Here is an 18859-nt window from a genome sequence, read left to right on the forward strand (position 1 = left end):
ATCCTCTGTCATTTCACACAATTAGCAGTTGTCAAATAAAACTTGGCAACTGCTTCCTCTCTCCCCTTACTACATCCCTGATATCCATGGTTACTCACTAATTAACCAACTAAATCAGGCCTTCCCAACGTTCATCACAGGATGTATTTCAAACCACATTTCATTGGAGATGTGGTTTCGTACCGTCTTTTCGCTGATAAACAGCAGGCCGGCGATATCGCGCGTTGTTTTGTCCTGGACGAGAAGCTCGAATACTTCCCGTTCGCGATGGGTCAGCAGAAATTTGCTGTGGTGTTCGTTTCCCTTCATGTGGTGTCACCCCTCCTTGCTCGGGTTTGTTTGGTATAACAAGGTAAAGGGATACAGTCAAAACATACTATGTATTGTGAACATCATTTGTGCGGTTGCTGCCCTAAAATGGGCGGATGCCAGGGGCTGAGAGCGAGAGGTGCTCCCAGCGACGGAACACCGTTTCCTACCGACTCAAATACAACTAAGAAAACAAAAACTCCGTCTTGCAGCCGGGAGCGTTTTGATTTATGCTGAGTATGAAAATAATTTTCCTATTTATTAATATATAAATGAAATATATTTTTAAAAGAGAGTCGTCCCGGTGTTTACATTTCCAATATTCCGACTACACACCTTCACCCAACTTCACATTTTTAAATGAAAGAAGCTGACTTCCATGTCTCCAATTCTCCATGCCCTTGAGCAAAATCAGGCAAAATGGTCGCCCACCGAACGGAAGCTCGCGGAACGCATTCTCGCTTCCCCGGGCGAGATTGTCCATATGGGAATTACAGAGCTGGCCGAACAGTGCCGGGTGAGTCCCGCGGCTGTGACGCGCTTCTGCAAGCTGCTGCATTTCAGGGGCTTTCCCGATTTCAAGGTCAAGCTGGCTGCCGAAATCGCCCACGGCGATGCTTCCGTAGCAGAGGGCTCCTCTTACCAGGATATCGTCGCCGGCAATCCGCTGCAGGTCATTGTAGAGGCGATGCAGGCGAATCATCTGGCCTCTATCCGGGACACCACCTCTCTCCTTGATCTGGAGCGGCTGCAGGCTGCCATCGACGTCCTCTGCCGGGCGCGCCGGGTCGATCTGTACGGGATGGCTACGTCCTCCATCGTTGCCCAGGATTTCTACCAGAAGCTTGTGCGCATCGGCGTCAATTGTACCGCGTTCGCCGACTCCCATATGCAGATCACTTCAGCCTCCTCGCTCGCCGCAGGCGATGTCGCGTTTGCTGTCTCTTACTCCGGCGAAACGCCGGAGACGGTCGATGCACTGATCTGCGCCGGGAGGAGCGGTGCAACCACCATCTCGCTGACCTCTTATGGCAGCAGCACCCTGGCTTCACTCGCCGATATCCCGCTGTTCTCCTCCTCACTGGAGCAGGGGATGCGCCGGGGAGATATGGCTTCGCGGATCGCGCAGCTGCATATCGTCGATATTTTGTTCACCGGTATGGTCAGCACCCGGTTTAAAGATTTTATTCCCAAGCTTGAGCAGTCCTACCGCAATGTGCAGCAATACCGCCACAAGGCCGCCCCGCCGGATGCCGCCCTGCCGCTTCAAGCCCGGAAAGGCCGCAAGGCGGAGACACCCTTTAATGAACAAAAGGAGGACCATACATGAACGTTCTGACGTTTCGCAATGAAGATGATTTCGCCCAGACCGGAGCCAATCTGATCGCCAGCCTGCTGCAATCCAGCCCCAAGGCGGTGCTGGGTCTCGCTACCGGAAGCTCGCCGCTCGGCGTATACGGCAAGCTTGCCGAAATGCACCGCAAAGGCATGGTCAGCTTCGCCAAAGCCACCACCTTCAATCTCGATGAATATGTCGGGCTGCCGGCAGACCACCCGCAGAGCTATCGCAGCTTCATGAACGAGCATCTGTTCCGCCATATTGATATCGGGCTCAGCCGGACCCATGTGCCACGGGGCGATGCCGCCGATCTCGCCGCAGAATGCAGCGCTTATGACCGGATGCTGGAGGAAGAAGGGCCGGTCGACCTGCAGCTGCTGGGCATCGGCAGCAACGGCCATATCGGCTTCAACGAACCGGACGCCAGCCTGACCAGCGGCACGCATGTGGTGAAGCTCTTGCCGGAGACGCGCGAAGCGAATGCCAGATTCTTCGAACGGCCGGAGGATGTTCCGCATCAGGCGGTAACGATGGGCATCGGCGGAATTCTGAAGGCGCGGCAGATCGTGCTGCTGGTGCGCGGCGAAGCCAAGGCCGAAGCGGTCAAGAACGCCCTGCAGGGGCCGATTACGACCCAATGCCCCGCTTCTCTGCTGCAGAGCCACCCGAACGTGGTCGTTCTGCTGGATGAAGGAGCCGCCAAATGGATACGATAATCCGGCCAACTGACACTGAGGCTTCCGGCAGCCTCCTGTACGGCAAAGTCCTGACTCCTTCCGGGCTGATCTCACACGGAGTCATCGCCGTTTCGGAGCAGATGATCCATTATGCCGGAGAATCGGCAGACCTTCCCGGCGCCTTCGCAGATTGGCCTTCAGCCGGCGATACGCCCGAAGGCCTGTATATTCCAGGCTTTGTGGATGTCCATGTACACGGGGGAGCCGGTTATGATTTCATGTACAGTGACCGCAGCGGCCTGGACGCCATTACCCGCTGCCATGCGTCGCACGGAACAACGACCATGCTGGCGACGACGATGACCGCAGCCAAAGCCGACATCGACCGCGTGCTGCAGGAGGTGGCTGACTACCGGTCTGCTTCCATGCCTTACGCGCAGCTGGCCGGTGTGCACCTCGAAGGGCCGTTTATCAGCCCGAAATGGCCGGGCGCGCAGAATCCGGAGCATATCGTTCCGGCGAACGTGGCCTGGCTGGAGAACTGGGAAGCCCGGTATCCGGGGATGATCCGCCAGGTGACGCTGGCGCCCGAACGCGAGCATGCCCTGGAGGCCATTGCGTGGCTGCGCAAGAGCGGCATAACGGCGGCGCTCGGCCATACCGACGCCACCTTCGAAGAGGTGACCGCCGCCGCGGAAGCCGGACTGAATCAGGCCGTGCATACGTTCAATGCCATGACGCCCCTGCATCACCGCAAGCCAGGCGCGGCTGGCGCCGTTCTGTACGATGAACGGATCCGCGCAGAGATCATAGCCGACGGCATTCATGTTCACCCGGCAGCCATTGCGATCGTCTCCCGGCTCAAGCGCGGCCAGCTGCTGCTTATTACGGACGCAATGTCGGCGGCGGGACTTGACGACGGCGATTACGCCATCGGTGATTTACCCGTAACGGTCAAGGGAGGTATCGCTACCCTGAGAGATAACCCGGACGCGCTGGCCGGGAGCACGCTGACCATGATCAGAGGCTTCCGCTATTTAATCGAGAAGGCGGGCTTTACGCTGGAGGAGGCCTCCCGCGCCGCAAGCCTGACACCGGCGGCAACGCTGGGGATGGAGCAGCTTATCGGCTCCCTGGAAGCAGGGAAACGCGGAGATATCCTCATGCTCGACGAGCAGCTCAACCTGGACGGCGTTTGGATCGGCGGACGCAGAATCAGCTTTGAATAGACTTAAAATAAAAGAAACGCAGCCGCCTGAATCGACAAGCGGCTGCGTTTCTTTTGTTAACATACTTCTAAATTATACGTTGGGTCTCCGCAAAGTGCCTGAATCGCTTCCACGCTACGGCAACCCAGATGCGCATTTGCTCTTAATATCCGCTGCGTGTCGGGAAGATGCGCTCCACCATCGTTCCGAACTCACGGGCGAAGCCCTTGAGCGGACGGCCGGCACGGAATTCTTCGGCGTAATAGTTGGCCCGTTCTACAAAGTCGGGATTGGCCGATACATACACGTTATCGATGCCGTTGTGATGCTGTCTTACCACATCGGCAACCTTGTTCTTGATATCCTGAGTGACATCATTGGCGTCAGTATCCGAGGTCGCGTTATAGGAATACGGAGCAATTCCCCGGCTTCCGGCATCCCGGCCCATACTGTCATCAATATCACGCTTCATTTGTGTCCCGTCGACCATATTATTGCCACGCGTGAAGATACCGTTGCCCCCGTTACCGGTATACAGCTCCGGCTGCGTCATCCCGGTTCCGCCTACCGTACCCGTGCCGGTCTGACCGCTGCGTATGCCGTTCGTGGAGCCTCCGGTTCCAGTTCTGCCCGGAACTCCTGCCTCCATGCCTCTACCGAGGGCATCCGTCCGCCCGTTTATGCCGCCCATCGGCCGGCCCGAGCCGCTCAGGCCATCATTGTCGGTATCACCGATGCCGTAAGGCCGTGTTCCGCCCATGCTCTGCGCCTGCATCCCGCCTCTGGCATTCTCCAGAGAAACTGCTACATAGGCGTTTTTACCGACAAGCATGACATTGGCAGTTCTGACCTCAGGCAGGGCGGCGACGCGGTCAGCCAAAGCTTCATTGCTCTCCATATTCTCGTATGAGTTGGCCATGGTCCCGCCCCGGTTAGCATTGGTGTTGATATGCCCCTCTCCGGCTTCGCGTGTATTGCGCACATTGTTCGTCTGCACCGTTCCGTCCGCCGCCTGGTTCGTGCCGCAGCCGGTAAGTCCGGCCAGTCCCAGCAGCAGCGCCGCCGAGAGCGGCAGGGTGATTCTTCTTGATCGCACCATGATTACATCCTCCATTTGCTTCTATAATGAATGCAGCTTTAACAATCTTTAGCTTGACCGTTGTCGGCCCGCGCTATGCAGAAAGGATTTGGCACAGTGAGCGCCGCATCGTCACATGCGCAGTCACAGTCGCGTATGCTATTAACAGCAAGCCGCAATTCTGCGATATGCCGGTGTATTCTCCGCAGAGTAAAGTCAGGAGGGTGAGCATGAGGGTTTTATTTACGTTTTATGTACCCAGCGGCGGGGTGGAGACACTGAATAACCTGCGGTGCGAGAGCCTGCAGCGCAGCGGAATCGAATGTCATGTACTATATATTTTCCCGCCGGCCACAGGCAACCAGAACATTACGTCTTTCCCTGTGTTTATTACCAACCGCGATGAAGAGATCCGGGCAATGCTGAAAGCTTATGCCTATGACGCTATTGTCGTTACCTCCGATTATTTGATGCTCGAAAGGCTGCGTAAGCTCGGGTACGGCGGCATTCTCATTTATGAATCGCAGGGTCTCGGCAAACGGGAGGACGCGCAAAATATCATCATTGAATCCGTTCCCTATCTCCGCGCCTACTGCAACGCAGTATTGATGCCTCCGACCAATCACTTGCTGGAACTGTACATTACTATTTGTCCATGGATGCACCGTTACATTATTCCCAATATTGTTGACGTCAACTCCTTCCGGTTCATCCCCGGCGAACCGCCGTGCGATCCGGTAATAGCCTGGGTCGGAAGGCTGGAGACCAACAAGAACTGGAGTGAGTACCTCAAGATCGCTTACGAAATCCGCCGCCACAAGCCGGATCTTCATCTCTGGATGTTTCATGATCCGGAGCTTGCCACCGAGGAGCAGAAGGCGCTGTTTCACAAGGAGCTGCATGAGCTGGGGCTCGCCGACCGTCTGAGTGTGTTCACCAATATTCCCAACCATGTGATGCCAATCTACTATTCCTCGATTGCCGGGTCGGGAGGCTTTATGGTGTCCACCTCAATTACGGAAGGCTTCGGCTATGCCGTCGCCGAGGCGATTTGCTGCACCTGTCCTGTCCTGAGCACCGATTCCGACGGAGTCCGTTCCTTCATCGAACATAATGTATCCGGCAAGTTCTACCCCCTAGGCAACATTGAAGCAGCCGTAGGCGAGGGACTGGAGCTGATGAACAACCTTCCGCTGCGCAGCCTGATCCGCGAGCAGGGCCGGGAGCTGATGATTGCACGCTTCGGCTCGGAGCGTTATGCTGCGCAGTTCCGCGAAATGATGAATTCCTTCTCCATCTTCTAGTCACGGCAAAGAACCCTCGGGGCCCGCCGGCAGGCGGGATTCCGAGGGTTCTTTGTGGTATGCTTGCCGGATTACGCTTGCTTTGAAACAATTTCAAACAACTCGCTCTGAAACAGCTGCATGCTGCGCTCCCACGTATAGCGGGCTGAATCGCTCTCGCCCTGCCGTGCCAGCCGGACCCGCAGGTCTTTATCCCGGACCAGCCTCACGATATCTTCGGCCAGCCGGTTCTCGTGGCGGTAGGACATCAGGCAGTTCTGGCCGTGTCTGCAGTATTCCAGATTGCCCCCGGAATAGAGTGTGGCAAGCGCCGCGCCGCAGCGCATCGCCTCCAGTCCCGGCAAAGAACCGGTGTCATAGGTACTGGAGCTGACAAAAATATCTGCTTCATTATAATGGTAGCACAGCTCCTCATCTCCCGAGGGCGTGCGCACCTGAAAGCGCGGATCGGACCGCAGCGCCTGCAGCGCAGCCGAAGTGGCGAATTCCCCCGGAGGTGTAAGCAGAAAGATACTCACTTCGGGATGCAGCGCTTTAACGATGCCAAGCTGCTCCATGAGATAGTCCTGTTCCCGGTGCCCGGAGAATCCCCCTTCCGGCTTGCGCATGATGGCCGATACCACCGGACTGCGGACCTGTTCGCGCAGATGCATATTATGAAAATCGGCGTTGACGCCGATCGGAATAATTCTCCCCTTGATTCCGTGGTTGAGTCGGACCGTCTCCTGCTGCCAGCGGGACAGCACCATCAGGTGTTTGACCATATGGTACGACGCATAGGACTGGTTGTTATCGGGGAGAAAGGTCGGCTCATAGCATAAAGCCAGCCGCACATGAATCCCCTTCCCCTGTTCGCTGGCCCGCTGGGCCACGGGTACGGTTGTATAGTAATTCGAGACAATGATGTCCGCGTAAGGAAAATCAACCTCCGACAGTTCTTCTCCAGTTGAAAAGACAACCGGACACTCCAATGCATACTCCACAATCGCTCCGGCAGGCAGAACCACAGTCACCTCATGGCCGATCTTGAACAGCCGGTTGGCCAATTCGGCCAGCATGCGCTGAGCGCCTCCCCGCGAAAGCGTCAGGATGGGGAATGTCACTCTCATTGCCCTCTCTCCTTTCTCAGCAGCTGAGCGAGAACGCCGGCATGTCTGGATTGCACAACACTGATCTCCTTGTTCTGCGCGGCATTGTGAATGACTGAGCCCATTTGCTGATGCACCCGGTAATCCAGCAGCGGCTCTTCAATATAAGACCAGTGGTAATGGGGTAAAATCCGCAGCCACATATCGTAATCCTGCGTGTACAGGAAGTGTTCGTTGAAGAGACCGACTCTGTGAAAAATATTCATATCCATCAGAACGGAGCTTCCATTGACCGGACAGCCCTGCATCATCGTCTCAATGAGCTCACTTCTGCTGCGGAAAGGGACGCTGATTCGCTCAGACACCCGTTCGCCGTTCTCATTAATGTAATAATAGGCCGTATGATTAAAGGTCGTTCCCGTATTCCGCAGACATTCCATCTGACGCGCAATTTTATCCGGGTGAAACAGGTCATCTGCGCTTAACCAGGCAAAATAGGCTCCGCTTGCCACACGGACGCCCATATTGAGCGCCGAGCCGGTTCCGCCGTTGGCCTTGCGCACATAGATGATCCGGTCTCTGTAAGGCGCCAGCTTATCGGCATACTGGGTCGAGCCGTCATCGGCCACAATAATTTCAATATGGGGATAGGTCTGGGCAAGCACGCTCTCTACGGCCAAGTCTACATAGGAGCAATTGTAAAAAGGAATTACGACGGAAACCTTAGGCTGCTGAACCATGCGTCCACCTCCTTTCCCGAGAGTAAGTTATACCGTTTTGCAGGCAAGCAAGGCATCGAGCGGCGGATGGTCCGGACCGAACGCCTCCCGGAAGGCCGGGTTCTCCGCATGATGGTATCCCTTCAGGACCGTGACAGCATACCCCCGCTGCAGGAAATCCTCCGGCTCCCAGCCGCTGCAGTGCCTCTGATAAAACTCGCCGTGCAAATGAAAATGATCCTTCCCCTCCTGAGGGAAGAATCCGCGCGGTGTAAACACCACAACACGGCTAGAGGCGATGATCTCCGCTTTACGCAGCAGCTCTGCCCCCTCCCGCATCGTGAAATGCTCAATCGAATCGATCAGTGTGACCGCCGAGAATGTACCCGGCAGGAACAGCTTATCAATATGGTTGGCGTCGGCATGTACCGGTATGATATGCGGCGCCGTATACTTGCGGTGCTGTAAATAGGGTCTGTGGATCTCCAGGCCAAGGACGACGCCGGCTTCATAGCGTTCCAGCAGCGTACCGGTGCCGCTGCCGACGTCCAGAATGCTGTCGGCGAATTTCAGTTGCTCCAGCAAGAGTGGCATGAAATCTTTTACTGCAATTTCCCGGTACATACGCTATTCCTCCCACACCCGAATGAAGTCACAATCCCCCGCAAAGCGATGCCTTTCCCATGAATGCCGACCCGGTACTTTGCGGGGGCCAGGGCAGATACTTTCTGATGGATCAAGCGGAGGCCGCAGGTTCTGTTATCCGCCCATTGAGGCAATCAGATTACGAAGCGCAGTGTGATAACGGGCGTTGGTCGCAGCAGCCTCCGCCATAATTACATCGTAATGCTTGAGCGTTCCCATCCCCTCATGTCTGCGGTAGGCAGTTAAGGACTGGTTCAGCATCACCGGAGCATATCCGTTCAGAATCGCCCGGAACCAGAGGTCATAATCATGGGTGTACGGCAGCGATTCGTCGAACAGCCCGATGGCGCCGAATACTTCTGTGCGGAACATTACCGTACAGCCGTTGATGGGATTGCCCTGCAGGAAACACCGCAGATATTCCAGCATATTCGGAAAAGCCGGCGAAGCGTTCATTTCTGTTACCTGGGACTGGCTATTGATGAAATTGAAGTTGGTATAGCTGATCATAAGCCGGTGCTCTTCCATAAAAGCGACCTGATTGCTCAGTTTGTCGAAATAGAACATATCGTCCGAGCTGAGCCAAGCGATATAATCCCCGGAGGCGTGGCGGATGGCGTGATTGAGCGCCGTTGCCGTCCCCCCGTTGGCTTTGCCCAGATAATGGATTCGGGAGAGATAGGGAACAATCCGGTCCACATGCTGCCATGAGCCGTCGTCGACAACAATGATCTCATGGGCCGGCCAGGATTGAGCCAAGGCGCTTTGCAGCGCCTGCTCAATATAGGGGCAATTGTAGAACGGGATAATCACGGATACTTTCGGCCTCATACTAAACCTTCCTTCCCAGCGCCTCGGTAATGATCCAGGATGTCGGCGAGCGACTGCACCAGCGGAATCTCCGGCTTCCAGCCCAGCACGGCTGCGCTGTGCTCAGCCGGATAAGCGGTATCCTCACGGCCGGAGACTGCGGAAACGGCGGAATCATGATCCGGGCTGCTGTCCTCCGGTCCCCAGTCCATCGGAACTGCGGCGGATGTATGTGCCAGCAGCTCCGCCGCAATATCTCCCAGCCGGTGCGGCGCCCCGGAATCGATCCGGTATACGACGCCTGTGTCTCCCTTGCGGAGAATGACATCATAGGCCCTGACGGCATCGCGTACGTCGAGGAAATCCCGCTGCGCCAGCCGGGAGGATAGCCGGAACGGCTGCAGCTCCGCTTCGGACTCCGCTGTCTCCGTGCGCACGATGTGTCGGGCCAGCAGGGAGCAGAAGCCGGTGGAAGGGCCGGGGCCGATCAGATTGCACGGCTCGGCGAGCAGCACCGGCTGCTTGAACAAGGTGCCCCAGGCCAGCGAGACCAGTTCCTCCAGCGTTTTGCTCAGGCTGTACGGATGGGGCGGGCCTTCCTCCGCACCCGGCCGGTATTTAAGCCGGGAACCGGCCACCAGAATGCGGCCGGCCGGCTGGCTCCGGAGTGCCTCAAGCAGATACAGGGTAGCCATAACATTGGTTTCCATATAAAGCAGCGGATCGCGCCAGGATTCCGGTACCGAATTGCGGCCGGCCAGATGCAATACCTCCTCCGGACGGACTGCCTCAATCATTGCGTGTACCGCCCCCTGGTCGCTGAGGTCGCAGACATATTTCGCAACTTCCGGGGCAAAGATGTCCGGATCTTCAGGCAGCCGGCGCACGACGGCAGTAACTTCGGCACCGGCTGCATGGAAATAACGGACGGCGTGCCGGCCGGTAAAGCCTGCGGCGCCGGTAATGAGCACCTTCCGCCCGCTCATGTGGACATCCCGGAATCTCTCATCCATTCCGCCAGCTCGGTCAGCATTTCGGGATAGGAGGGCAGCTTGAACCGGACATCCGCCCTGGTGCTTACCAGGGTACGGTCCTGCACATGCTCCGCTTCTGGAATAATTTCAACATCCGTTTTATGAAAGGCATATTGCATATGCCGGAGCAATTCGTATTTACTGAGCGGCTCGGGATGCGCCAGATGGATCAGACCGGAAATTTCCGGGTCCAGCAGGCGCTCGACGGTCTTGGCCAGCTCCAGGGTGGTGACGCCGTTCCACATGACCCGTTCGTAGCCGGATACGGGACCCTTCTGAGACAGAAACCATTCCATCAGACCGATGCCGCCCGTGCGGATTTCCGGGCCGATAATGGAGGTGCGTACGGTCACATGCCCGGGTGCCCGTACCTCGCCAAGACTCTTGGTGATGGCATACACGGAAGTTCCATCAGGGGTGTCCGCTTCAGTGTAACCGCCGCGTGTTCCTTCGAACACGCAGTCGGTACTGATATGAATCAGCCGGGCATGCACAGCATCCGCCACACGGCGCAGCCGGTGGGGCAGAAAGCCGTTGACATGATACGCGCCGATCCGGTCGCGCTCGGCGAAGTGGTTCAGCACGCCCAGCGCATTGATGATGACATGGGGTGAAACGATTTCTACCAGCTTCTCCACACCGGCAATATCATCGGCATCCACATACAGCCCGCCAAGATCGCTCTTATCCCGGGTGGTGTGGAAGACGTGATGCTTGCCCTGGCGGCGGAAGTAAGCCGCCAGCATATGACCCGCCATACCGTTTCCGCCGAGAATGAGCAGCTTCACTTCAGGAACCCTCCCCGGATCAGGATGTCCTTGATCTCCTCCTGATCCATCAGATTATTCTCGGAGCTGAAGCTGTTGAAGGATACATGAGGATAGCCCTTGTAGTGGTCCCGCAGCTCCGGCATATCCAGTGTCGGCAGGATAACGAGGTACTGTTCATCGTAAACCACGGTGGTCAGGCTCTCGAAATCGCTCATCAGGATTTCGTGAATTTTCTCCCCGGGACGGATTCCCGTCTCCACGATGCTGACATTCTCTCTGCCTGAAGCCTCGATCAGCACCTCGGCCAGGTCGACGATACGGCAGGTCGGCATGGTCATCACGAAGATTTCCCCGCCCAGGCTTACTTCGGAGGCCTTGAAGAGCAGTGTGATCGCATCGCGCAGGGTGAAGAAGAACCGCGTCATCTTCATATCCGTAATGCGCACCTGGCCCTTGTCGCGGATCTGCTTCATGAACAGGTGCACCACACTGCCGTTGGTGCCGAGCACATTGCCGCCGCGTACGGTCACGAAGCGGGTGCGGCTGCCCAGCAGGTTGGCGTAGACGAACAGCTTCTCGCCGATGGCTTTGGTCATGCCGTAGAAGTTGGAAGGATTCGCGGCCTTGTCGGTAGAGATGTAGATCGCCTTCTCGACATTGTTCGCAATTGCCGCCTCAATCACATTTTGTGTGCCGACGACATTGGTCTTGAGCGCTTCATACGGCTGATCTTCGCAGACCGGCACATGCTTCAGCGCAGCCAGATGGAAGACGTAGTCCACACCGCGGCATGCAGCGACCAGCGCTTCTTTATCGCGGATGTCGCCGATCACGAAGCTGAGCCGGTTATCCTCGAATTCGCGGCTCATCGCCACCTGGGCTGACTCGCTGCGGGAGAAGACGATAATTTCTTGAGGATTCTGCGGCAGCAGCTGCCGGATGAGTTCATGCCCCCAGGAACCGGTGCCCCCTGTGACCAAAATCCGTTTATTATTGAACATGCAGGTTCCCTCCAAGCAGAAATTTTACTACCTTTGCTGAGACATCCGGGGCTTTGTAGCCTTCCGGTGCCTCCCACTCCCGGCCTACCGACGTCATCAGCTTGACACAGCGGAGTATGCTGCCTTGCTCTACTCCCGATACGACATTGCTGCCGCAATCCACCGTCTCCGGACGTTCGGTCGTCCGGCGGATCGTCACGGTGGGCACTCCCATCAGGCAGCACTCTTCCTGAACAGTACCGCTGTCGGTGATGGCGCACAGGGCGTGCCGCTCCAGACGGACGAAATCGAAGAATCCGAAGGGCTCGTGAAATTCCACCAGCGGATGCATGCTCAGCGGTAATTGCTCACTGAGTTTGGAGCGGGTGCGGGGATGAATGCTGCAGATCAGGCGGAGTCCGGAGTATTCCGCCACCTTGTTCAGGCCCGACATAATCTGCAGCAGCGAGTCCTGGTCATCGACATTCTCCGCACGGTGGGCCGTAACCAGGAAGTAGTTTCCCTCGCCCAGCTCCAGGCGCTCCAGAATGTCGCTGGCGGCGATTTGCGCTTCATAATGGTTCATGACCTCGTAAATCGGATTGCCGGTCAGCACGATGCGCTGGCTCGGGAAGCCCTCGCTGAGCAGATGTCTCTTGCTCTGCTGTGTATATGGCATATTAATGGTGGAAACGGCGTCGATGACACGGCGGTTTTTCTCTTCGGGCACCTTTAAATCGTAGCAGCGGTTGCCCGCCTCCATATGCACGACCGGAATCCCCATCCGCTCGGCCAGAACGGCGCATAGTGCACTGTTGGTATCGCCGAGCAGCAGAATCCGGTCCGGCTGTTCCTTCAGGAGGATGCCTTCCAGACCGCCGAACATGGCAGCCAATTGCCCGCCAAGACCCGCCTGCTTATCCTGCAGCACATAATCCGGCGCCCGGAGCCCCAGCTCGGCGAAGAAAATGCCGCTGAGGCTGGCGGTGAAGTTCTGCCCGGTATGCACCAGCACATGCCGCTCCGCATGCTGATCCAGCAGCGGAATGATGACGCTCAGGCGGATAATTTCAGGCCGCGTGCCGAGTATCGTCATGATCTTCATGCTTTCACTCCCCTGCTTGTTGTATTGATGGCCTGCCGCCCGCAGCAGACTGCGGACGGGCAGTTACGCCTATGCGGCAGCTCGCGGGCGACCTGCGCACAGCAGCTTCCCTTCCCGGCGGGGCGCACAGCTGCCCCGCCGGGAAAGGCCGGCCGCGGGCGCTAGCCCGCCTTGCGGCGCCGCCTTCCACCGCGCCGCTTGCGCCCGCTGCGGCGCGGCTTCGGCCGGCGGCGCACCTCGCGCGCCCGCCGCTTGTGGTTCGGGCGCCCGCGCCGGAGCGCCCGGGCCTTGCTCCGGCGCAGCTTGCCGCGCCGGAGCTTCAGGCGCCGCAGCCGCAGGGCGCGGCGCAGCTTCGGCCGCCGCCCCGGCGGGGGCGCTGGCGGCGGGGGCGGCACGGCGGCGGGCTCGGCGCCGCCGGGGGCTGCTGCGGCACCGGCGGGCTCCGGTGCCGGGGCAGCGGCAGGGACCTCCGGCTCCGCAGGCGCCGGGGGCGCGGGCTCTGCCGGCGCCGCATATGGAGGCGGCGCCAGCTCCAGCTGCACCGGAGCCGGAGCCGCCTGCGGCACCTCCGGTACGATGCAGTACCGGAGGCTCCAGCGCTCCGCAAGCCCGAGCAGGCGCGCGCGGTAAGCCTCCGGCCCGTACAGCCCGGCGATGCGCTCCCGCGCCTGCGACCCGACCATGCCCGCGAGCCCCGGCTCCGCCAGCAGCGCGTTCACCCGCTCCGCCAGCGCGGCGATATCCGCCGCCGGCGCGAGCTGCTCGGCGCAGCCGGCGGCAACCAGGATTTCCTGCAGCCCGCCGGAATCATAGGCGACGACAGGCTTGCCGAAGGCGAAGCCTTCCAGAGCCGTCATGCCGAAGCCCTCGCGGATCAGGCTGGGAACCACCAGCAGATCCATCGCGCAATATGCGGCAGGCAGACTCTCCTCATATCCGACAAAATGAAACTTTCCGCTTAGCCCTTCCAGCTTCACCTTGCGCTGGCAGCGGTCGTAATAATTTTTGTCGCCCGGTGTGCCGATGACCAGAAACTTGGCGCCCGGGTGGTGTGCGGAGACGAGGACCGCCATTTTGACGAAATGCTCCAGCCCCTTCTCCTTATTGATGAAGGACGAAATATAACCGATCAGCGGCTCCTCCGGAGCTACATGCAGTTCGCGCCGGCGGTCGCCCCGCAGCTTGCTCCAGGCTTCAACCAGCAAATCCTTGTCATCCCAGGAGGGGGGAAGCTGGGTGACCTTGCCTTCGCGGATGTACTCCGGGAAGCAAGCCGCGGCCGTATGCGAAATAGCCAGAATCTCATCACTGTTGCGGTTGATCAAATCCGTGCTGAGATGGGTGTAATCATTGCCTACAATAGTCTCCGATATTTTCCAGATTACCGGAATTTTCAGCGATTTTGCTGCCAGAGCCGGCAGTGCATGCACACATGTGCTGCAGATAATAAAAGCGGGACGCACACCAGCCAGCCAGTCTGTCATTTCAAGGTATTCCTTGCTTTCCTGAAATTTACGGATGTCCGCTTCCAGACCGGCATAAGGGGTGTACATTCCGTAGACGAGCGGTATCGGCAGCAGCTGCACCTGAAGACCGGCTGCTCTAGCCTGGCGGGTCAGCTTGCCGTCCTGGGGCGCAACGAGAATGCAATCAAAATAAGGGGAAAGCTCCCGTGCGAAGAACAGCAGCAGCTTTTCCGCCCCCGTGATGCTGCGTGTGTTGGAGACATGGGAAAAGAGGACGATTGTAGCTTTGTCGGCCATGGTGGTTCGGCGCTCCCTGGCAAGGGGCCTCGAGCGACCATTCACCTCCCTGAAAGTTTTACGGAGCATAAGCTACAAGAACATCTTCGCAGTAAAACTCGCTTCGAAAGCATAGGCTTAGTTTTACGGAGCATAAGCTACAAGAACATCTTCACAGTAAAACTTGCTTCGAAAGCATAGGCTTAGTTTTACGGAGCATAAGCTACATGAACATCTTCACAGTAAAACTCGCTTCGAAAGCATAGGCTTAGTTTTACGGAGCATAAGCTACAAGAACATCTTCACAGTAAAACTTGCTCCGGTCCGCCGCCCCGGCCCAGCCGGAGCAAGGGCCTGCGGGCTAACGCCAAGCCCGGTACTCCAGTATATTGAGGGGGGACAGTTACCGGCACGACAGCTGTCCCCCCGTTATCCGCACAAATTCGGCCTGCCGGTGCTACACGCTCAGTTGTAAATGATCGTCAGCAGCTGGTTGACACGCTTCAGATAGGTGTGGTCCTTCAGCGTCCGTTCAAAGGCGCGCAGCGCCATCTCCCGCCGCTCCTCCTCATGGGTCAGATAGAAGCGGATCTTCTCCATCAGCTCCAGCGGAGTCGTGAAGGTGTCGATCTCCTCTCCCACCTTGTAGAAGGAACCAAGGTCATTCCGGGCATCGCTGAGCTGCAGCGTGCCGCTGGCCGCAATCTCAAAGGTACGGGGGTTCGGCGAGGATGCGGGAATGGACAGTGCGTTGTTGTTCACCACTTCGTCGATATGGGAGCGGTGGAGATTGATGACAATCTTCGATCCGCTATAGGCGATCGCCGTCTCCTGCGGCGTCATCCATCTGCCGATTTCGATCCGCTCGCCATAGAGCGGAGCTTCGGGCAGACGGTCCCACCAGATGCCGTTGATAACCGTGTTGTAGCTCATCAAATCAGGCATAATTTCCCGGAAGAAGGCAACCCGGTTCCAGTAGGCGGAGCCGATGAAGCTCACGTCGCGGTGAATCGGGGAATGCGTGATCGTCGGGCGGTAGTGCTCCCTGTGAGCGGCGAAAGGCAAGTAGTGTACCTTCTGGCAGCCAAGGCCGCGGTAAATTTCCACACAATTCAGCTCAAGTGTGAACACATAGTCGTAATGGGTGACGATTTTCATCGTGAAATCGGTGTAGTAAGGATCGTCCGTCAGCCAGATGGCTGTCTTGTGACCCCTGCTGCGCAGCAGCGCAACCTGGTCCAGCGGCAAATCAAGGCCATCCAGCACCAGCACCAGATCAGGGGAATGGGTGATCGCCAGGTCCACCAGGTTCTGGCGCACATCGGTAATGGTGACGCGGGTGGCCAGCTTTTGCAGCGCGCAGATGACGGCGTCATCCAGCGGCGAGTACGGGTAGCCTTTTCCCGAGGCCACGTACAAGATATGAATGTCGCGGACCGGCAGCGGCTCTTCCGGACGGCCGTCGAGGACGGCGAGTCTTCCCCGCAAATAGCCTTCGTCGTACCCGACCTTAAATCCGGTCAGGCGTCCACGCAGCTTCTCTTCTTCCGCAGGCGACCGCAGAATGGGCGGCGCGGGCATAATAAAATGATTATCCATGAGAATTCGCTCCTTCATCCTGGTTTCCGGTTTCATGTCCGGGTCATGATCACATTAAGCAAATAAGGTAATCGCGAGGTGAACGTATGCCTGCTTAATGTCGTCTTCAATCCTTGCAGTGCAATCTTCCGGCGCTCCTGCTCGTGCTTCAGGTAGTAATCAATCTTCTCCTGCAATTCCTCCCCGGAGGCAAAGGTCTCCAGATCCACACCCGGACGGTACAGGCTCCCCAGGTCCTCGCGGACATCGGTCAGCTGCATGGTGCCGCAGGCGCTGATTTCGTAGGTGCGCGGATTGATCGAGCGGGAGGGCAGCTGGAAGGTGTTGCGGTTATCCATACCGCCTTCCCAGGGACGGTGAATATTGATGACCAGCTTCGCCCCGCTGTAATAATTCGCGGTTTCCTCCGGCGGAATGAAGCCGTCCTTGATGAACGGCGACAGCTGCTCATAGCAGGACAGGCGTTCCCAGAAGCCGCCGGCGATCAGCACTTTTTTGCCCAGCAGATAGGGTGTCAGCGCATCGAACAGCTCGGTCCGGTTGCGGAAAGCATTGCCGATGAACACAATATCGTATTGATATTGCGGACCGGTGCGGCGCGGATAGAACATCTGCGGATTCACGCACAGCGGCAGATAGTGCACGGAGATGGCCCCAAGCGACCGGTAAAACTCCAGGCAGCCCAGTTCATGGGTGAATACATGGTCGTAAGACTTGCAGATTTCGGAGGTGTCTTCTGTAAAATAAGGATCATCGGCGAACCAGATCGCTGTCGGGATTCCCAGCTTGCGGATTTCGCTGATCTGCTCCAGATGGTTGCTTGGAAATACATGCAGTCCGTTCATGACCAGCACTGCATCCGGCATCTCCCGGGCAGCCACCTCCAGCATCGTCTCCGGCGCGCTGATCACCAGTTCAGTCACCAGCTGCTGGAGCGCCTCCGTTATTCCGGTGTCTATAGCCTGAAACCCTTGCGGAACATACATGATCTTGATGGCCCTGCGCGATTCCACTTCCGGTGAATTCAGGCGTTTCACTGCTTCGCATAATCCAAGGCGGTATCCCTCCCGGTACCCTTCACGGTAATCCGGGGGATGCTTCCTTTGCTTTTTCGCATTCACGGCTTTCACCCTGCCCCGTCGTATTCTCAAGACAGTAGTACTATATGCGGAGTCAGCATTCGTCTCATGGACACCTGTCTGTATTCCGCTGAAAATTGGCAGATGCCCCCCATGCTTCGCCCGGACCAGCCCGCACCTTTGCAGATTCCCTCCACTCAGGTAAACTGACTTATAGAGAAGCTTAGAATATCCATTTAAGGAAACTGGCAGGTTAGTTGCACTTTGTACAACTAAACTCTTCTATATCAGTGGTGGGGAAGAGATAGTTGTATTCCGTACATCTAAAAGCGGGGAAATTCTATTTTTCCGGCACATCCAAGGGTTTTAGTTGCAGAAAGTACAACTATAGTGACTAAACAGCCGATACTTGTGGAAATAGTTGCAGAAACTGCAATTAGAGCTAAAACGCAATTAGAGCTAAAACTGCAACTAGATCTAAAACTTCCAAAGAACTGATACGCAAAATAGAAGTGAAGCTACATCTGAAACTATATCTATCTCATACTCCAAAATCTCAAATCACGAAGAATAGGAGAGTGGTTTAAGTGAGCATCTATTCCGGGGAAGCGCAGCTCTATCTCCGTCATGCGGAGCTGCTGCGCGGACAAATCCCGTCTTTCCGGCAATACCCGTTTCACTTACCTGCGGTCCGGGAGCTCAGGCGTCTTGAATTCACGCATCCGGTAACCTTTCTGGTCGGAGAGAACGGAACCGGCAAATCGACACTCCTGGAAGGAATCGCTGCGGCGTGGGGCTTTAATCCGGAGGGCGGGACACTGAATTACAGCTTCAGCACGCAGGCCACCCATTCCGGATTGCATGAATATCTGCGGCTGGCCCGGGGAGTCCGGCGGCCGAAGGACGGCTTTTTTCTGCGGGCGGAAAGCTTCTATAACGTGGCTACTTATATTGACCAACTGGACGAGGAGCCCTTCGGGCCGCCGCTGAAGAATTCCTACGGAGGCAAATCGCTGCATGAGCAGTCGCACGGAGAATCGTTCTTCGCGACGTTTGTCCACCGTTTCGGTGGTCAGGGGCTGTATCTGCTGGATGAGCCGGAGGCCGCTCTTTCGCCGCTGCGGCAAATGTCCCTACTGGTGCGCATGCATGAGCTGGTGGAGAGCCGGTCGCAATTCATCATCGCTACGCATTCGCCCATCCTGCTGGGCTACCCCGGGGCGCAGATCTACATGCTGGATGGAGAGGCCATCCGGAGCGTGGAATACGAGGAAACGGATCATTACGCCATCACCAAGGCGTTCCTGAACGACCGCAGCGGAATGCTGCGTGAACTGCTGGGCAGCGAGTAGGCCAAGGAATCGGTAGCTTAC

18 protein-coding genes are annotated in these 18859 nt (G+C 57.3%); 5 read left to right on the forward strand and 13 right to left on the reverse strand.

The window, feature by feature from the left end; all coding sequences use genetic code 11:
- Positions 1–114: 114 nt before the first annotated feature.
- Positions 115–309, reverse strand: a complete 195-nt coding sequence (locus F1379_RS11645; protein ID WP_150269656.1) for a helix-turn-helix domain-containing protein — start codon at positions 307–309, stop codon at positions 115–117.
- Positions 310–688: 379 nt separating this feature from the next.
- On the opposite strand from F1379_RS11645, the gene F1379_RS11650 reads away from it, so the two are divergent.
- The 3 genes from F1379_RS11650 to nagA are packed head-to-tail and all read left to right on the forward strand — an operon-like array spanning position 689 to position 3554.
- Positions 689–1639: a MurR/RpiR family transcriptional regulator gene (locus F1379_RS11650; RefSeq protein WP_150269658.1), complete on the forward strand. Its 951-nt coding sequence runs from the start codon at positions 689–691 to the stop codon at positions 1637–1639.
- Positions 1636–2364 carry a glucosamine-6-phosphate deaminase gene (nagB, locus tag F1379_RS11655; protein WP_150269661.1) on the forward strand — a complete coding sequence of 243 codons (729 nt, stop codon included), beginning with the start codon at positions 1636–1638 and terminating at the stop codon, positions 2362–2364. The genes F1379_RS11650 and nagB overlap by 4 nt, the downstream gene beginning before the upstream one ends.
- Entirely contained in the window at positions 2352–3554 is a 1203-nt protein-coding gene (gene nagA, locus F1379_RS11660) for an N-acetylglucosamine-6-phosphate deacetylase (RefSeq protein ID WP_150269663.1), read from the forward strand. The genes nagB and nagA overlap by 13 nt, the downstream gene beginning before the upstream one ends.
- A gap of 142 nt (positions 3555–3696) precedes the next feature.
- Here the strand turns inward: nagA and F1379_RS11665 are convergent, their stop codons facing one another.
- Complete coding sequence (locus tag F1379_RS11665) at positions 3697–4632, reverse strand: YhcN/YlaJ family sporulation lipoprotein (protein WP_162551132.1); 936 nt, start codon at positions 4630–4632, stop codon at positions 3697–3699.
- Between the two features lie 209 nt (positions 4633–4841).
- Here F1379_RS11665 and F1379_RS11670 point away from each other — a divergent pair, with 209 nt between their 5' ends.
- Positions 4842–5915, forward strand: coding sequence for a glycosyltransferase family 4 protein (locus F1379_RS11670; RefSeq protein ID WP_150269667.1), 1074 nt, complete (start codon positions 4842–4844; stop codon positions 5913–5915).
- A 71-nt stretch (positions 5916–5986) separates the two neighbouring features.
- Here the strand turns inward: F1379_RS11670 and F1379_RS11675 are convergent, their stop codons facing one another.
- From F1379_RS11675 to F1379_RS11725, 11 genes are all read right to left on the reverse strand, one after another.
- Positions 5987–7024 carry a glycosyltransferase family 4 protein gene (locus F1379_RS11675; protein WP_150269670.1) on the reverse strand — a complete coding sequence of 346 codons (1038 nt, stop codon included), beginning with the start codon at positions 7022–7024 and terminating at the stop codon, positions 5987–5989.
- Positions 7021–7743 carry a glycosyltransferase family 2 protein gene (locus F1379_RS11680; RefSeq protein ID WP_150269672.1) on the reverse strand — a complete coding sequence of 241 codons (723 nt, stop codon included), beginning with the start codon at positions 7741–7743 and terminating at the stop codon, positions 7021–7023. Before F1379_RS11680 ends, F1379_RS11675 begins: the two co-directional genes overlap by 4 nt.
- A 27-nt stretch (positions 7744–7770) precedes the next feature.
- The gene (locus tag F1379_RS11685) at positions 7771–8346 is read right to left on the reverse strand and encodes a class I SAM-dependent methyltransferase (protein WP_150269674.1); all 576 of its coding nucleotides are present in this window, start codon (positions 8344–8346) and stop codon (positions 7771–7773) included.
- Positions 8347–8481: 135 nt separating this feature from the next.
- A complete protein-coding gene (locus F1379_RS11690) occupies positions 8482–9198 on the reverse strand; it encodes a glycosyltransferase (RefSeq protein ID WP_150269676.1) in 717 nt (238 codons plus the stop codon).
- Positions 9195–10163 carry an NAD-dependent epimerase/dehydratase family protein gene (locus F1379_RS11695; RefSeq protein WP_150269678.1) on the reverse strand — a complete coding sequence of 323 codons (969 nt, stop codon included), beginning with the start codon at positions 10161–10163 and terminating at the stop codon, positions 9195–9197. The genes F1379_RS11690 and F1379_RS11695 overlap by 4 nt, the downstream gene beginning before the upstream one ends.
- Complete coding sequence (locus F1379_RS11700; RefSeq protein ID WP_150269681.1) at positions 10160–10999, reverse strand: dTDP-4-dehydrorhamnose reductase family protein; 840 nt, start codon at positions 10997–10999, stop codon at positions 10160–10162. Before F1379_RS11700 ends, F1379_RS11695 begins: the two co-directional genes overlap by 4 nt.
- The gene (locus F1379_RS11705) at positions 10996–11982 is read right to left on the reverse strand and encodes a polysaccharide biosynthesis protein (protein WP_150269683.1); all 987 of its coding nucleotides are present in this window, start codon (positions 11980–11982) and stop codon (positions 10996–10998) included. The genes F1379_RS11700 and F1379_RS11705 overlap by 4 nt, the downstream gene beginning before the upstream one ends.
- Positions 11972–13066, reverse strand: coding sequence for a non-hydrolyzing UDP-N-acetylglucosamine 2-epimerase (gene wecB, locus F1379_RS11710; RefSeq protein ID WP_150269685.1), 1095 nt, complete (start codon positions 13064–13066; stop codon positions 11972–11974). The genes F1379_RS11705 and wecB overlap by 11 nt, the downstream gene beginning before the upstream one ends.
- Positions 13067–13227: 161 nt before the next feature.
- Entirely contained in the window at positions 13228–14829 is a 1602-nt protein-coding gene (locus F1379_RS11715; RefSeq protein ID WP_162551133.1) for a glycosyltransferase family 4 protein, read from the reverse strand.
- A gap of 444 nt (positions 14830–15273) precedes the next feature.
- A complete protein-coding gene (locus F1379_RS11720; RefSeq protein ID WP_150269690.1) occupies positions 15274–16407 on the reverse strand; it encodes a CgeB family protein in 1134 nt (377 codons plus the stop codon).
- A gap of 32 nt (positions 16408–16439) precedes the next feature.
- On the reverse strand, positions 16440–17537 hold the full coding sequence (locus tag F1379_RS11725; protein ID WP_420850491.1) for a CgeB family protein: 1098 nt from the start codon (positions 17535–17537) through the stop codon (positions 16440–16442).
- A gap of 536 nt (positions 17538–18073) precedes the next feature.
- On the opposite strand from F1379_RS11725, the gene F1379_RS11730 reads away from it, so the two are divergent.
- Positions 18074–18838, forward strand: a complete 765-nt coding sequence (locus F1379_RS11730; RefSeq protein WP_150269694.1) for an AAA family ATPase — start codon at positions 18074–18076, stop codon at positions 18836–18838.
- The last annotated feature ends 21 nt before the right edge of the window (positions 18839–18859 follow it).

The sequence above is a fragment of the Paenibacillus tepidiphilus genome (assembly GCF_008635795.1).
Lineage (GTDB): Bacteria > Bacillota > Bacilli > Paenibacillales > Paenibacillaceae > Paenibacillus_AQ > Paenibacillus_AQ tepidiphilus.

Excerpts from the sequence above, each read along its gene's own strand:
- F1379_RS11645 (WP_150269656.1), bottom strand. The coding sequence starts at position 309 with ATGAAGGGAAACGAACACCACAGCAAATTTCTGCTGACCCATCGCGAA.
- F1379_RS11650 (WP_150269658.1), top strand. The coding sequence starts at position 689 with ATGTCTCCAATTCTCCATGCCCTTGAGCAAAATCAGGCAAAATGGTCG.
- nagB (WP_150269661.1), top strand. The coding sequence starts at position 1,636 with ATGAACGTTCTGACGTTTCGCAATGAAGATGATTTCGCCCAGACCGGA.
- nagA (WP_150269663.1), top strand. The coding sequence starts at position 2,352 with ATGGATACGATAATCCGGCCAACTGACACTGAGGCTTCCGGCAGCCTC.
- F1379_RS11665 (WP_162551132.1), bottom strand. The coding sequence starts at position 4,632 with ATGGTGCGATCAAGAAGAATCACCCTGCCGCTCTCGGCGGCGCTGCTG.
- F1379_RS11670 (WP_150269667.1), top strand. The coding sequence starts at position 4,842 with ATGAGGGTTTTATTTACGTTTTATGTACCCAGCGGCGGGGTGGAGACA.
- F1379_RS11675 (WP_150269670.1), bottom strand. The coding sequence starts at position 7,024 with ATGAGAGTGACATTCCCCATCCTGACGCTTTCGCGGGGAGGCGCTCAG.
- F1379_RS11680 (WP_150269672.1), bottom strand. The coding sequence starts at position 7,743 with ATGGTTCAGCAGCCTAAGGTTTCCGTCGTAATTCCTTTTTACAATTGC.
- F1379_RS11685 (WP_150269674.1), bottom strand. The coding sequence starts at position 8,346 with ATGTACCGGGAAATTGCAGTAAAAGATTTCATGCCACTCTTGCTGGAG.
- F1379_RS11690 (WP_150269676.1), bottom strand. The coding sequence starts at position 9,198 with ATGAGGCCGAAAGTATCCGTGATTATCCCGTTCTACAATTGCCCCTAT.
- F1379_RS11695 (WP_150269678.1), bottom strand. The coding sequence starts at position 10,163 with ATGAGCGGGCGGAAGGTGCTCATTACCGGCGCCGCAGGCTTTACCGGC.
- F1379_RS11705 (WP_150269683.1), bottom strand. The coding sequence starts at position 11,982 with ATGTTCAATAATAAACGGATTTTGGTCACAGGGGGCACCGGTTCCTGG.
- wecB (WP_150269685.1), bottom strand. The coding sequence starts at position 13,066 with ATGAAGATCATGACGATACTCGGCACGCGGCCTGAAATTATCCGCCTG.
- F1379_RS11715 (WP_162551133.1), bottom strand. The coding sequence starts at position 14,829 with ATGGCCGACAAAGCTACAATCGTCCTCTTTTCCCATGTCTCCAACACA.
- F1379_RS11720 (WP_150269690.1), bottom strand. The coding sequence starts at position 16,407 with ATGGATAATCATTTTATTATGCCCGCGCCGCCCATTCTGCGGTCGCCT.